Origin of the sequence: Butyrivibrio sp. AE3003 (assembly GCF_000686065.1) — a bacterium.
Classification (GTDB): Bacteria; Bacillota; Clostridia; order Lachnospirales; family Lachnospiraceae; genus Butyrivibrio; species Butyrivibrio hungatei_A.
The window spans coordinates 2,337,721-2,351,723 of the sequence record NZ_JMLX01000001.1 but is presented as its reverse complement, the minus strand read 5'-3'; the positions used below and the strand labels follow the sequence as shown (position 1 = coordinate 2,351,723).

Annotated in this window: 17 protein-coding genes and 1 riboswitch; of the genes, 14 read left to right on the top strand and 3 right to left on the bottom strand. The window is 39.6% G+C overall.

The features are described from left to right. Window positions 1-85 precede the first annotated feature (85 nt). A complete protein-coding gene (locus CD00_RS0111345; protein WP_026656068.1) occupies window positions 86-526 on the top strand; it encodes a flavodoxin domain-containing protein in 441 nt (146 codons plus the stop codon). Window positions 527-569: 43 nt separating this feature from the next. Here the strand turns inward: CD00_RS0111345 and CD00_RS0111340 are convergent, their stop codons facing one another. Continuing rightward, window positions 570-854 (bottom strand): hypothetical protein, encoded by a 285-nt coding sequence (locus tag CD00_RS0111340; RefSeq protein ID WP_026513613.1) that lies wholly within the window; start codon window positions 852-854, stop codon window positions 570-572. Between the two features lie 191 nt (window positions 855-1,045). Next, window positions 1,046-1,121, top strand: a riboswitch (cyclic di-GMP riboswitch). A 254-nt stretch (window positions 1,122-1,375) separates the two neighbouring features. On the opposite strand from CD00_RS0111340, the gene CD00_RS0111330 reads away from it, so the two are divergent. The 5 genes from CD00_RS0111330 (at window position 1,376) to CD00_RS0111310 (ending at window position 4,544) form a co-directional block, all read left to right on the top strand. Beyond that, entirely contained in the window at window positions 1,376-1,618 is a 243-nt protein-coding gene (locus CD00_RS0111330; RefSeq protein WP_026513614.1) for a hypothetical protein, read from the top strand. A 273-nt stretch (window positions 1,619-1,891) separates the two neighbouring features. Then, window positions 1,892-2,266: a helix-turn-helix domain-containing protein gene (locus CD00_RS18170; protein WP_034462092.1), complete on the top strand. Its 375-nt coding sequence runs from the start codon at window positions 1,892-1,894 to the stop codon at window positions 2,264-2,266. Between the two features lie 111 nt (window positions 2,267-2,377). Continuing rightward, on the top strand, window positions 2,378-2,926 hold the full coding sequence (locus CD00_RS0111320) for a sigma-70 family RNA polymerase sigma factor (RefSeq protein WP_051563168.1): 549 nt from the start codon (window positions 2,378-2,380) through the stop codon (window positions 2,924-2,926). A 12-nt stretch (window positions 2,927-2,938) separates the two neighbouring features. After that, a complete protein-coding gene (locus CD00_RS0111315) occupies window positions 2,939-3,160 on the top strand; it encodes a DUF6462 family protein (protein ID WP_026513616.1) in 222 nt (73 codons plus the stop codon). A gap of 163 nt (window positions 3,161-3,323) precedes the next feature. Then, window positions 3,324-4,544, top strand: a complete 1,221-nt coding sequence (locus tag CD00_RS0111310) for a tyrosine-type recombinase/integrase (RefSeq protein ID WP_034462090.1) — start codon at window positions 3,324-3,326, stop codon at window positions 4,542-4,544. Between the two features lie 876 nt (window positions 4,545-5,420). On the opposite strand, the gene CD00_RS0111305 is transcribed toward CD00_RS0111310, so the two are convergent. Both CD00_RS0111305 and CD00_RS0111300 read right to left on the bottom strand, forming a co-directional pair. Further along, the gene (locus CD00_RS0111305; RefSeq protein ID WP_242838966.1) at window positions 5,421-6,164 is read right to left on the bottom strand and encodes a hypothetical protein; all 744 of its coding nucleotides are present in this window, start codon (window positions 6,162-6,164) and stop codon (window positions 5,421-5,423) included. Then, window positions 6,155-7,117: a hypothetical protein gene (locus CD00_RS0111300; protein WP_026656065.1), complete on the bottom strand. Its 963-nt coding sequence runs from the start codon at window positions 7,115-7,117 to the stop codon at window positions 6,155-6,157. Before CD00_RS0111300 ends, CD00_RS0111305 begins: the two co-directional genes overlap by 10 nt. A 665-nt stretch (window positions 7,118-7,782) precedes the next feature. On the opposite strand from CD00_RS0111300, the gene CD00_RS18165 reads away from it, so the two are divergent. The 8 genes from CD00_RS18165 (at window position 7,783) to CD00_RS19885 (ending at window position 13,995) form a co-directional block, all read left to right on the top strand. Then, window positions 7,783-8,028: a hypothetical protein gene (locus CD00_RS18165; protein ID WP_185750442.1), complete on the top strand. Its 246-nt coding sequence runs from the start codon at window positions 7,783-7,785 to the stop codon at window positions 8,026-8,028. 29 nt (window positions 8,029-8,057) lie between these two features. Continuing rightward, window positions 8,058-8,783 carry a MerR family transcriptional regulator gene (locus CD00_RS0111290; protein ID WP_026656064.1) on the top strand — a complete coding sequence of 242 codons (726 nt, stop codon included), beginning with the start codon at window positions 8,058-8,060 and terminating at the stop codon, window positions 8,781-8,783. Between the two features lie 392 nt (window positions 8,784-9,175). Then, window positions 9,176-9,793 (top strand): TetR family transcriptional regulator, encoded by a 618-nt coding sequence (locus tag CD00_RS0111280; RefSeq protein WP_026656063.1) that lies wholly within the window; start codon window positions 9,176-9,178, stop codon window positions 9,791-9,793. Window positions 9,794-9,861: 68 nt separating this feature from the next. After that, on the top strand, window positions 9,862-10,908 hold the full coding sequence (locus tag CD00_RS0111275; protein ID WP_026656062.1) for an aldo/keto reductase: 1,047 nt from the start codon (window positions 9,862-9,864) through the stop codon (window positions 10,906-10,908). Window positions 10,909-10,919: 11 nt separating this feature from the next. Continuing rightward, window positions 10,920-11,675, top strand: coding sequence for a carboxymuconolactone decarboxylase family protein (locus CD00_RS0111270; protein ID WP_026656061.1), 756 nt, complete (start codon window positions 10,920-10,922; stop codon window positions 11,673-11,675). A 44-nt stretch (window positions 11,676-11,719) separates the two neighbouring features. Then, window positions 11,720-12,442, top strand: a complete 723-nt coding sequence (locus CD00_RS0111265; protein ID WP_026656059.1) for a flavodoxin — start codon at window positions 11,720-11,722, stop codon at window positions 12,440-12,442. 43 nt (window positions 12,443-12,485) lie between these two features. Continuing rightward, the gene (locus tag CD00_RS18160; RefSeq protein WP_051594293.1) at window positions 12,486-13,118 is read left to right on the top strand and encodes a DUF4405 domain-containing protein; all 633 of its coding nucleotides are present in this window, start codon (window positions 12,486-12,488) and stop codon (window positions 13,116-13,118) included. A 223-nt stretch (window positions 13,119-13,341) separates the two neighbouring features. Further along, window positions 13,342-13,995, top strand: a complete 654-nt coding sequence (locus tag CD00_RS19885) for an aldo/keto reductase (protein ID WP_242839009.1) — start codon at window positions 13,342-13,344, stop codon at window positions 13,993-13,995. Window positions 13,996-14,003: the final 8 nt, after the last annotated feature.

The following is a 14,003-nucleotide window of genomic DNA, read 5'->3' as shown; positions in this document are numbered from 1 at the left end:
TCTCTTTTCTGTTACAATATTAAGAGCATTTACTGTGTTCTAATCGAGTATGGCTTATATTAAAAATGCAGAGGAGTGAAAAAGTTTGAGTACATGTATTGTTTACTATTCTAAGCACCACGAGAATACCAAGAAAGTTCTTGATGCGATCAAGGCTGTGGATTCTGATGTGGTGCTTATTGATTCTACACAGAAACGGGAAGCAGATCTTCACGGATATGATAGGATTGGTTTTGCATCCGGGATTTATTACAGCAAATTCGCTGAGCAGATTTTGAACTTTGCTAAGATCAATTTGCCTCCGCAGAAAGATGTCTTTTACATAGCTACAGCAGGGAATCCTCTGAAAAGGTATTTTGACAGTATAGCAGAGATTGGTAAGGATAAGCAGTGTAATGAGCTTGGCAGATTTCAGTGTAAAGGATTTGATACATTTGGACCGTTTAAGCTCGTTGGTGGTATTCAGAAAGGGCATCCCACAGAGGATGAAATTGCAGACGCGGTGGAGTTCTATAAAGGTTTGTAAAAGAATGGTGTGAGTATGGCAGGTTTGGTTCTGGAAGGTTGTTTCATATCGCAATCCTCCACTTACTGTTATGTGTTTCAAAATATAATCGTACTTTCCGCTTGTAATCAAGCACGACAACAACACATTCAAAAACAAATGTGGAGTAAGAAACATAGAGACCGTCCGGAGTAGTATAAGGCCCCGGATGGGTAATGGTTCTATAACCTTTTATCGTATAATTTTCATATTGACCGTCTTCGTTCATAATGCGAAAACGAAGAGGAATGACTTCTCCGTTTGCCTTGTGCTGGCAGATAACGTCTACATTATCAATAACTCTACTCATAAAAATAACCTCAATGAAAAAAGAACTGATGTTCGTGTATATAATACACCTTTAAAATATATGTTTCAATAAATTGTGCTCGCTTTATTTCGCTAAATTGGTAAAATAAACTGCTTTATTTTGTAGGATTTGCCGTATCTTTTTAGGGGCGTCTCGGTTAAAATAAAAGAGTAAAAAATGTTCGAACAGAACAATACCAAGGGTAAAGCTGGAGCAATCCGGTGGCACAAAGCTATAGGGACTCACAAGAGTCAGCCAGTTGCGAGTATGGAGGGAGCTGGTGACAGCTTCTTTTTTTTCGAACCTTTAAAACTCTAATCGAAAGGAGAAGATTATTTTTACGTTGTTTTAGTAAAATAGATTAGGGATGATCGCACAATAGTTCTTTATTACTTTCATACATCTGACTATGTAGGGATAGTGCTTGCGTAGGATGGACATACAGATTAAGACCGGTAGTCAATTGGTTATTGTATGCAATATGTTCCTTAATCTGTGGAAAGAGTATGGGGTAGAAGGTTATGAAAACTAAAATACCGGAAACAGGCGAACTGTGGGTGAATTGCCCAGTATGCGGAAATAAGATCATGCGAGCGGAATTCGCGTCATGTGTTGAAAAGTGTGATGTCTGCGGATCGGTGCTCAGGATTTGTGCGACCAAAAGGTTTGTTACTACTATTGTTAAAGATGAGAATGAAGCGCTGATAGAGATACTCCATAGGTATCATAAAGAGCTGTTAGGGCTTGCGATAGAAGCATATTAGTAGTTTTATATTTACAATTTCATATAGATGAGATAATTGATGGACTAGTGCAGTGCCATAGAGCGAGGAACAGCATCATTTATCAAAAGTATTGCCAAGAGCTTAAAGAGTCGTGCGTGGCACGTAACATCGAAGGAGCCTGCAAAACGGAAATATACCGAAAGGTTTTGACCTTAGGTCTATTGTGTTTTGCAGGCTCTATTTTTGTTTCTTGATATATCTGCTCTTGGCTAAGTATGTTTCCGTTTTGGGACTCCGGAACGGAGGGGAGATATGGGTAATGAGAGCAAAAGATTTGATGTGATGACACTTGGGGAGCGAATCAGATTTATCAGGAAGCAGAGAGGAATCAGTCAGGAAACGTTGGCTTCGCTTGTATTTACCAAGAAGCAGACAATTTCTTTATATGAACAGGATAGGCTTGAACTTAAGGTATCAATGCTTAAGAGGGTTGCCGTGGCTTTGGAGGTTCCGACATCAATATTTATCGATGAAGAAGAGTGTGGATGTATAAAGGATGTTTTCGAAGAGAAGGAGATGATGAACACTTTTAAGAATCTGGGACCTGAGCTTAAGAGAGTTGCTTTGGAGCAGTTGAGGGCGCTCGGAACTTTGAAAAGTCAATTCTGCGTTGACGCTGAGTCATAATCTTGGGACTCGTTGCATGCCATAGAAGCCCATAGAATGTAATTGTAGATAGAAATAACCGGTAACTATTTCTTGAATACAGCTGTTTCCTCTTTAGTTGGAGGATTTACAATGGCAAGTTTGGTAAAACAATATGCTGTGGCTGATGCTGCAGAAAGAGTGAGGTTGATCAGTAGCAATTTTGTAACTTTTCTTGGAATAATCGATAGCCATATCGATGGTCTTGTATATCTCATCGAGAGGGAGAAGGCTTCCAATCGAAGAGGCGGTATAGAGGATCTGGGAGTCCGAGTTCAGGATAACAAAATCAGTGATATTACAGGAAACACAGCTACCAATAATGTTCTGATACGTGACGCACTGATGGGGTGTGATTTTTCCAACGGAGTACTGACTGGGACAGATAGAGAAGAAGAGTTCAAGAAAGACGCATTTGTTATAAGACAGATGAGGCTGGATTACAAATTGTATAATGCTCAGCTTAACAGCTTGAAACCGAGAGAACGTGATATTTTTATGAGTCGCATAGAGTCACATGCGCCGTTGGGAGATATTGCAGATGCAAATGGGATTTCGGTTGAATCAGCAAGAAAGTGCATTTTTCGAATCAAGCAGAAGCTCATGAAACAGGTAGTTATGTATATGGAAGGAAGTATTTAGGAGGTACGTGCTATGCCAAAGACCAGAGCGGAGATTCCTCATCTTGAGGAAAAGGTAAAAAATGGGCGAAAGAAGTTTGTCAGATATGATGAAGCAGTGGAGCTTTATTCTATATGCGATAAGACGGTGAGGAAGTTTGCGAAGGACGCAGGAGCTACTTACAAGGTGGGGAGAGTTGTTTTGATCAATACAGAGTTGTTCGAGGAGTTTTTGGAGAATTTCAAAGAAAGATAATTTTTATAACAGATTGGTACAATGAAATACATTTTTGTCCAATCACTTATATTAAAGAAAAAACACTATAACCAATCAAAAGAAAAGTCAATTGAAAGCGAGGAACAGTGCGGATTATAATGAAAATAATTCAACTGTTCCTCCAATTTTTAGGAGGAAGATTATGGCAAGAAAAGATAGCAAAGGTTATCAGTTACGAACAGGGGAGTCTCAAAGAAAGGATGGAAAGTATTGTTATGCTTACACTGACCGATTGGGGAAGCGGCATTACATCTATTCAAAGACCCTTGTAGAACTTAGAGAAAAGGAGAGACAGCTTCAGAGAGATTATGAAGACGGGCTTGATCCGGCAAAAGCTAAGACAATCACAGTAAACGATATGGTTCAAAGGTACCTAGATAATAAAAATAATCTTGCGACCAACACTAAGGGCGTATATGTATACCTTTTTGATCACATTATCAAAAAGGATTTTGGTAAAAGAAAAATAATAAGTATAAAGTATACTGATATCCTTACATATTATTATGGTTTGATAAAAAATGATGGATATAGTGGAAGTACGGTAGATCATGTAAATACAATCCTTTTTCCTGCGTTCAAGATGGCGATAAGGGATGGTTTGATAAGGACGAATCCTGCTGAAGGAGTCATGGCTGAGGTAAAAGCGAGTAAGTACTTTGTGAAGGAAAAAAGAGAAGCTTTGTCTGTTGATGAGCAAAGGAATTTTATGGAGTTTCTTAGAGGAAATCGTGAGTATGCAGGGTGGGTTCCTATCATTACAGTTCTTTTAGGTACAGGTTGTCGCATCGGAGAGGCTTTGGGGCTTACATGGAATGACTTGAATTTTGATGAAAGGACAATCTCTATTACACATGCTTTTTCCGACAGCCCTGATGAGAATCGCAAGACAAGGAAGCGTATCCATTCTACAAAGACTAAGGCAGGAATAAGAACGATTCCAATGTTTGATGAGGTATATCAGGCTTTCCTTGATGAATATGAGTTTCAAAAATGCATTGGATTCTGTGAGGAAGAAATTGATGGCTATTCCGGATTTGTGTTCTCAACAGCGAGTCATACCGTATATCTTCCTACAGCAATAAATCATGCTATTCATCGTGCTATTGTCCATTATAATAGTGAGGAAAAAGCAAAAGCGGCATACGAAGATAGGAAGCCAATCTTTTTACCTGATTTTTCATGTCATCATTTAAGACATACATTCTGTACAAGGCTTTGTGAGAATGATGTTAATCCCAAGGTTATTCAAGTTATAATGGGACATTCAGATATAACGACGACTATGAACATCTATGCTGAGGTCAAGAAAGAAAAGAAGCTTGAGACCTTCGAAGAGTTACAGGGAAAGATTATATTTTGATAATGAGCAGGCTGCGGATTACTTGATACCTTTATCGAATGATTTTTTGACTACAGAGCATAAAAAAAGAGACGTGTTGTTGTTAGGTTTTAGTCAATACATATTAAAGACGACAAAAAAGTAGGTTTTGTTGTGGGGGCAATCAGAAAAGTTTTGCTGTGATGTAGTCTCCAAACCCGCATGAATACTGGTTTTTTTTAAAAAAACATAGTGACAAATCCTTTCCAAAATGATACAATGAGTATGTAATAAATAGTGATTCCGAGATGTGCTTTGGAGAGCGCGTTGTCCTCGGATCATATAAGGTCTAAATAGGAACCTAAAGTACTATAAAGTGGGATTCGGAATAGAAAACCACGAAAAATGGGGATATACACACCGATTACAACACTATCCTTCCTTTCTATGGTGCTATATATCCATATTTGATAAGAATTCTAAAGTGTTGGTTCTCCTTAATTCGCTTCAATTCTGAAAGAGGAGAGATATCGAACTGGTGTTTCCAACCTTGAAATCGCTGAACAGCTGATAAATACTGGGCTTGAAACGATTTTTGTTGTCGAAAATATAAGTACATTGACTACGCCATTTGAAAAAACAAGTGGCGTAGTTTTTTCAGTATCTTTTACTATTCAATTTCTACGGAGCTATTCGGACCGGTATGTAGTTTTCTCAATAAAATATCAGGACAAACATGGTGTGTTAGAGGAATGATCAGTTCATAAAAAAACATGATATAAAGACCACATTTTTCTAAAAAAGGAAGATCGAGCAGGTGAGGGCGCTTTCTGTGTTGTAAGGAGGGGGTGTACATAAAAGGTCAATTTGGGTGTTATGCAAATTGACCTTTCTGATAGGATTCTTGGATTTTTTTTTTCAAATTTTAATATAGATTTCCCGAAACGCTTTTATTTCTGTATCCATATCGCTTTCGATATCAAGATTAGCAAATACTATGTTTTCATTTACGATCATTTCCAGAAATTTATCAACGGCATCGGAAACATCTCCGGTTACTTCAACAGTTTCTCCTTCCGGAATAATTTGTAACAATTGGAAAACATCGTTCTTATGCTTTTTTAAATCTCTTGCATTAACGTGTTTGCCTTCTTCTTTTTCACTCATAAGATTGATCCAAGCCATCATCTTGAAAGGAATGATATAACTGGTCTTTAATACGCTTAGTCCATTAATCACAATTCGACCTTTGAGCATAAAATCATCATTGAGAAGAATGGCTGAAAGTGAAGAGACATCTTCATCAATATGGATAGGAACAATAGTGGTTGCAGCTTCCAAGTGGTAATTTGGTTTTCTTGAAAAAAGTTCTATCTGTTTGGGATATCCTTCTTTAGGATTGGTGAATCTGTAAAAGTGTGGTTCATCGTTGTTTTTCCATCCATATGTATAACCGCCTTCTTTAATGTAGTTCCAGAATAATTCGGCAAATTCTTTGAACTTATCTTCAAAAAGGATGATCATATCAATATCTTTTGTTGCTCTGAAATCTCTGGGTGTCTGAGACATCAATATCTCGCATGCAGCACCGCCTATGATAGTATAGCAATCTTCATAACCGGCGAAATGCCTTGCAAATTCTTCTATACCAATTACTGCCACTTAAAGTCCTCCAACATTTTTTCTAGTTCTCCCTCTACTCGGGGATCTTTTGTATCTTTTAATGAGCAATACAATGAAAGCTCATCAACCAAAGCATTTTTGCTTAGCTGACTTGGATTATATTTCCAAAGCTCAACTCTGCATATTTTATCAGAATCTTCCCACTCTGGTTCATCGACAATTTCAAAAAGCTCAACTTTTTTGTCCTTTTTATAGCAAGCATAGGATTCCACAGATGGTGGGTTCAACATACTGATTTCTGATAGTGCATAGTCAAATGATTTTGGAAGACATGAAACTAGATTTGTCTTTTTTACAAATATCACTTTGTCTATGGGATTAATGAGTGCCGTGCTACACATATCAAATAATTCTTTGGAATCATATTTTCGTTCAACCACTATATTGCGTCCATTCTTTACTTCTGTAATCAGGGCTCTTGATACAAGTTCTTTTGTACCTCTGGTAACATAGACCGGATCAATATCAAGAGTGGTTGCAAGATGCTGTTTCGAATACTGTTCTTTTTTATTGTATATAAGGTAAAAAAGAATTTTCTGTGCGTTGGCAGATAACGGGAGCGATTCTTTTCTTTCTGATGCAGAAAGCTTCTTGCTAAAAAGCATTCCTAAAAATGGAAGATAAATCTGTGTCGGTACCAATATAAAAGGAATATGGTGTTTTATATAAGCGTTTCTGTTATTCTTGGTAAGTTCGTTAAATGAAAAAGCGACAGGAGCGTGGAAATTTTCTTCGTAAAGTGCCATCTCCTTAGATAATACCCTGCTATCAACAGCTTTTGAAATTTTAATGATATAGAAAACAAAACCGTCTGATTCTGCCATGTAGATCTCTCTTCCTGATGCCATATATCTGGGAAGACCTGTTTTTTGTAATTTGTCTGAAACTTTAAAATCCAAGCCAAAAGCTTTTTCTAATTCTTTTTCAAACATAATAATTACACCTATATAATCCTTTACATTCAAATTGTAATAGTTTATTTATTTGTAATTATAATGCAATTATCTGGTATTGGCAACTTGAATCAAGCTGATTGTGAGTGAAAGTGGCATCATATAAGCGTAATAAGTATAATTAGACTAAGGAAAAAATTTGAAAACTGAATAATTTAAAGAAACCTGGGATAAATCTGAACGACCAATCAGATAAGTATGAAACTTATAGATAAAACACGTTCTTGGCGAAAGGTTTCTTATTTCGCATTCCTTTTCAATTTTTGTTAGAATTTCTTCGTACATAAAAACCTCCATAGTTAGTAGTAATCTGAAAGTTACCCTAACCATGGAGGCGGACGTTCCCAATGAAAGTGCTTGTATGAAGTAATGATAAATGATACGCTTTTCATGGCAGTAGTAGTGGTCTTGGTAATGTTCGGTTTTTGTGTGGTAACTTAAACATACATCATCATAGTTTCACTATCTACTGCTTTTTGAGTAAAAGAAACGCTGCGCCACAGCCTTGGCAGGCCGTCGCGCAGCGACTTAGTTCAATTGGAAGTTAAAACTCCGATGCAAGGAGGATCCGCAGATATAATGACAGACAGTTGCGCATCCGATATAATGGGTGGGCAACCAAATATACTATGGAGGTAATAGTCATGAACAAGTATGTTTCGCTGGATAAGCGAAGTAAGAAGGCGCAGCGCGAGTATCACGCAAAGCAGAGACGCACCTGGGGAGAACTTAATCCCGTGACAAGGAGCGTACCGAGCGGAAAGACCTACAATCGAAAGAAGGAAAAGCAGAGGATCGGCAAAGAATTCAGAAATGGATTTGATGCCGATCTTTTTTTTGCAGAATTATATATTTTTTGCTTGACTATGACGCAACGTAATAGTTTATGATGTAATCACACGTGAAGGAGATGATAGCCATGAAGACAGTAAATGAAGTGAGTAAGCTGACAGGAGTGAGTATACGCACGCTGCAGTATTACGATAAGATAGGACTCTTAAAACCGGCGGAGTATACCGAGTCCGGATACAGGCTGTATGACGATGCGGCGCTGGAGAGACTTCAGCAGATTTTACTGTTTCGTGAGCTTGAGTTTCCGCTTAAGGATATCAAGGATATCGTAACCAGATCAGATTTTGACAAGAGATTGGCACTTGATCAGCAGATAGAACTTCTTGAATTAAAGAAGGAACATATCGAAAATCTGATCAGTATGTGCCGTGGTTTAAAACTGAGAGGAGTGAGACATTTGGATTTTACAGCATTTGATTCAAGTAAATTAGATGAATACGCTAAGCGTGCAAAAGAACGGTGGGGCAATACTCCGGAATATAAGGAATTCGAAGAGAAGAACGGTAAGCGGTCAAAGAGCGAAGAAAAAAGTATGATGGCCGATTTTATGAAAATCTTTGAAGAGTTCGGAGCTATGAAGGATCAGGATCCTGCCTCTGCAGAAGTACAGGATCAGGTAAGGAAGCTGCAGAGCTTTATTACCGAGCATTTTTATAAGTGTTCTAATGAGATTCTTTCCGGGCTTGGTAAGATGTATGCCGGTGGCGGAGAATTCACCGAGAACATTAATAAGATGGGCGGAGAAGGAACTGCTGAATTTACTCACCGGGCGATACAGATCTACTGCGGATGATACAAATTTTTGAAAAAAGTAGGTTTTTGGTAGGAAAGTGGTAGGTTTTGAGTATTCTTTTTTCAAAATAGGTGTGTTATATTTACAATGGACAAAGCGAACGGGAAAACAAAAAACACCCGAGCCGCTGAGTCCATTTTCTTTTGCAAAAGAATACCGGCAATGATGAGCGTCAGGTCATGACTTCGAAAGAGGTTGTGAGCCTGGCGCTTTATTTTTACGGCGCGCAAGCGGAACAATATGCATCTGTAGAGATTCCAAAGGAGTTGCTCACAGGGAAGTTGAAGTGCCATAGGCACTTTTATATTTTTAAAATATATTGACACGGTGTCAGAAAATGATTAAAATTCATATTGACACGATGTCAGAATAAAAAATCAGGAGACAGATATATGCCAAAAGGATCACCGGAAAGAACCGCAGCAAGAAAAGAAGAAATCATAAGTGCCTGCGAGAAGCTGTATCAGACCATGAGCTTTAAAGATATCACTCTTAAAGAAATCGGGAATGAAACATCCTTCTCAAGGCCGACAATATATAACTACTATCAGACGAAAGAAGAGATTTTTCTGGCACTTTTTGAAAGAGAGTATGTCAGATGGAATGAGGAATTGCTCTCTATTCTTAAAGATAACGAGAAACTAATAAAAGAGCAGCTGGCTGAAAAGCTCGCATTGTCCATAGCAAACAGAAAACAGCTGTTAAAACTCCTTGCTATGAATAACTACGACATGGAGGAGAACAGCAGACCTGAACTTTTGACGTCATTTAAAGTTGCTTATGGAGAATCAATAAAGAATGTGTGCAGGATACTCACAAAGTTTTGCCCTGAGAAAACAGTCAAGGAGATTCAGGATTTCATCTATGTATTCTTCCCGTTCATGTTTGGAATATATCCTTATACTGCAGTGACTGACAAACAGAGGCAGGCAATGAAGGAAGCAAGTGTGGATTTTGTATATCAATCAATTTTTGAATTAACAAACAACTGTCTGTTAAAGCTTTTATAAGACAGAATGATAAAACAGCAGACAGATTTATTTAATCAGTTTTGAAAAAACGAGGAAGGAGCGTGACAATGAAATATGCAAAGCTTGGAAATTCAGATTTAAATGTATCCCGCATATGCATGGGCTGTATGGGATTTGGAGATGCTGCAAAGGGACAGCACAGCTGGACGATAGATGAGGAGCACTCCAGAGAGATCATAAAAAGAGGTCTTGATATTGGAGTTAATTTTTATGACACGGCAATCGCTTATCAGAGCGGAACCAGTGAGCAATATGTAGGCAGGGCACTCAGAGATTTTGCAAAGCGTGAGGATGTTGTTGTCGCAACAAAATTCCTTCCGAGGACACCCGAAGAGATTGAAAAAGGAGTCTCCGGTCAGCAGCATATAGAAAACATGATAAACACAAGCCTTCAAAATCTTGGAATGGACTATGTGGATCTGTATATCTATCACATGTGGGACTGGAATACAGATATCTACGACATCATGGATGGCTTACATCGCATCGTGAAAGCGGGCAAGGCGAGGTATATCGGCATTTCAAACTGCTTTGCATGGCAGATTGCAAAGGCGAATGCGCTGGCAGAAAAAGAAGGCTTTGCAAAGTTTGTTTCTATCCAGGGGCATTATAATCTGATATTCCGTGAAGAAGAGCGCGAGATGGTGCCGTATTGTGAAGAAGAGAATATCGCACTCACTCCGTACAGTGCGCTGGCAAGTGGAAGACTATCCAGAAAGCTCGGTGAGGGAGATACCAAGAGAGCTGCCGAGGATACCTATGCTAAGTTTAAATATGATGCTACGGCGGAGCTGGATGCTGTGATCATAGACCGTGTGGCAGAACTGGCTGAGAAACATGGCGTGACGATGACGGAAATATCACTGGCTTGGCTCCTTACAAAAGTGGCGTCGCCTGTAGTAGGTGCGACCAAGCTCCATCATATAGAAGGTGCAGTAAAGGCTGTGGACATTAAACTTACGGATGATGAATTAAAGTACCTCGAAGAGCCATATGTGCCACATCCGCTTGCAGGTGTTATGGCACAGAATAAGAGAAGTGATGCTTCAAAGAAACATGTATGGTCTACCGGAGACCAGAAAATTGGAAAGTGAGGTAAAACGCAATGAGCGAGAAAATTGTACAGACAGCAGGAAGAGATCAGCTAGGTGAGTTTGCCTCGATGTTCGCACACTTAAATGATGACGTACTCTTTGGTGAGGTATGGAATGAAGAAGCAATAGATGTTAAGACAAAATGCATCATTACGGTAGTTTCACTTATGGCTTCCGGTATTACAGATTCATCGCTTTCATATCATCTTCAGAATGCGAAGGCTCATGGCGTTACAAAGGAAGAGATTGCTGCAATTATAACTCATGCCACTATGTATGTAGGATGGCCAAAGGGATGGGCGGTATTTCGTCTGGCTAAGGAAGTATGGAATGAAACGTCAGAGGCTGTTACAGAGAAGGATAAGTATCAGAATACTATTTTCTTCCCTATCGGAGAAGAAAATCCTTATGGAGATTTCTTCGTAGGACAGAGCTATCTTGCTCCTGTATCGAAAGACCAGGTACCGGTGTTCAATGTAACCTTTGAGCCGGGATGCAGAAACAACTGGCATATCCATCATGCAAAGAGTGGTGGCGGTCAGATGCTGATCTGCGTTGGCGGAAGAGGATACTATCAGGAATGGGGTAAAGAAGCAGTGGAGATGACTCCCGGTAAAGTAATAAACATTCCTGCTGAAGTAAAGCACTGGCACGGAGCAGCGCCGGATTCATGGTTCTCACATCTTGCAATAGAAGTTGCCGGTGAAGAGACAAGTAATGAATGGCTTGAAGCCGTATCGGACGAAGACTACGGCAAATTATCATAAATCATAACAGTAGGAAGCGAAAGATGTAAGGAGGATGACGCAAAATGAAGAAAAAGATATCGGTACTTGCTGCTGTTTTATTGGCTTTTGGTCTTGCTGCGTGTGGAAATAATGCAGCACAGGCTACAAATGATACTACTCAGACAATACAAGCGGAGAGCGCAAAGGAAACAGACACTTCAAATAACCCTGAAGAAACACAGCAGGCTGTGACGAATGAAGCTGCTTCAAACACAAACGATGAAATAGTGGGAGATATTTCTTCGGAAGTGACAGAGAGCCCCGAGGAAAATGGTGGTACTCTTGTCGTATATTTCTCGGCAACCGGAACCACTAAGGGTGTAGCGGAAAAGATTGCAGGTATCACAGGTGCAGATACATATGAGATTAAGGCGGCACAGGAGTACACGGATGCTGATCTTAACTGGAATGATTCAAGCAGCCGTTCAACCAAGGAGCAGAATGATTCATCCGCTAGACCTGAGATCGGAAGTGATGCAGTATCGCTGGACGGATATACAACAATCTATATCGGGTATCCTATCTGGTGGGGAGAAGAGCCTCGCATCATGGATACATTTGTAGAGAGTTACAGCTTTGATGGCATTACAATGATCCCCTTCTGTACTTCAAGCAGCAGTGGAATAGGAAGAAGCGGTCAGAACCTTGCGGATAATGCAGGAACCGGTACATGGCTTGACGGAAAGCGTTTTGGTTCCGGAGCATCTGAGGATGAGATCAGATCCTGGATAGAGGGTTTACAGTAAAGAAAGAGCGGAGGACGGTTACGTGCAGGGAAAACATAATACCATGATAAAAAGAATAGTGGATGTCTGTATGACCGTCCTCTTATTATGCCTGATGGCTTATCAGGTTACAGGCGAAGTATTGCATGAATGGATCGGAATGGGCATGACTGCACTCGTCGTTATCCATCAGATCCTTAACCGGAAATGGTACAGTGCGATTTTTAAAGGAAAATACAATCCATACCGGATAGTAACGACTGTAGTAAATATAGCCCTTCTTTTATCCTTCGCACTTACAGCTTTCTGTGGTATGTCAATGAGTGGACATGCGGTGCCTTTCCTATATGGTATGACAAAGGTTTCTTTTGCCAGAAGGATGCATCTGTCCATGTCTCACTGGGCATTTGTTCTCATGGGGGTGCATCTGGGGATGCATATTCCTGTGATGTTTGCCAGGATTAAGCTTACAGACAAACTGAAGACGGTGATATCCGCAGCATTATGTGTTGTGGCAGGTATCGGACTGTTTTTATTCATAAGGAATGGAGTGCCGGATTATCTTTTCTTTCGAGTTCCGTTCGCTTTTCTTGATTATGAGAAAGCAGGCACTTTAGTATTTTTGGAGAATATCCTCATGCTTTCATTCTGGGCATTTATTGGAACTGAGGTTGCGATTCTTTGCAGGAATTCTTAGATAAAAGCAGAAGATAAAAAGAATCCGCTACTTCCGGTGGTGTTCATCATGGGATGAGACAATTTAAGAATTGGGAGTGAAGTTTAAAAAGAGAATACAGTATAGAAAATTTATGGAGGCGCAAGATGGATATTTTAAAGCCGTCAGCTGTTGTAGGAACTAATTCTTGGGGAAGTGCGGTATATGGTAAAGTGCTTCGGGGAGAAAGTGTTATGAAAGAGCTCTGGAAAAGGATTTAAAGGATTTTAGACGTAATTACGTAGATGTATATTGGCTTCATCTTCCTTCGGATATCGAAAAAAATTTAAATGAGATCACCACACTTGTAAAAGAGGGAAAAATAAAACATGTCGGTATTTCCAATTTTACGCTTGATGAATGCAAACGGGCAAAGGAAATTCTTGATTATGCCGATATTCCTTTGTATGGCGTTCAGAATCACTATAGTCTGATCAACAGGGTATGGGAGAAGAACGGACTTGTAGCATGGTGCCGAGAGAATGGTGTTCAGTTCTGGGCATGGGCGGTTCTCGAAGAAGGCATGCTGACAGATCCGAGAGTAAAGACGAAGATGTCTCTTATGAAGCTCATTTTTAATGGGAAGAAAAGAAAACTTCATTCTCTGTATGTACTGATGAATAAGATCGGCAAGAAACATGGACTTAAGATTCCGCAGGTTGCAGTGGCATTTTGTACGGCAAAGGGAATCGTGCCTATATGCGGTTGCAGAAAGCCTTACCAGGTTGATGATCTATTCGCGGCAGCAAACACAAAACTCACAGACGAGGAAGTGAAGCTTCTTGAAAATGAAGCAGATAAGCTGAATGTGAAAATCCTTGGTGCAGATATGTTTAGATTTGCGGTAAAGAAGAGTTGAAGCATACA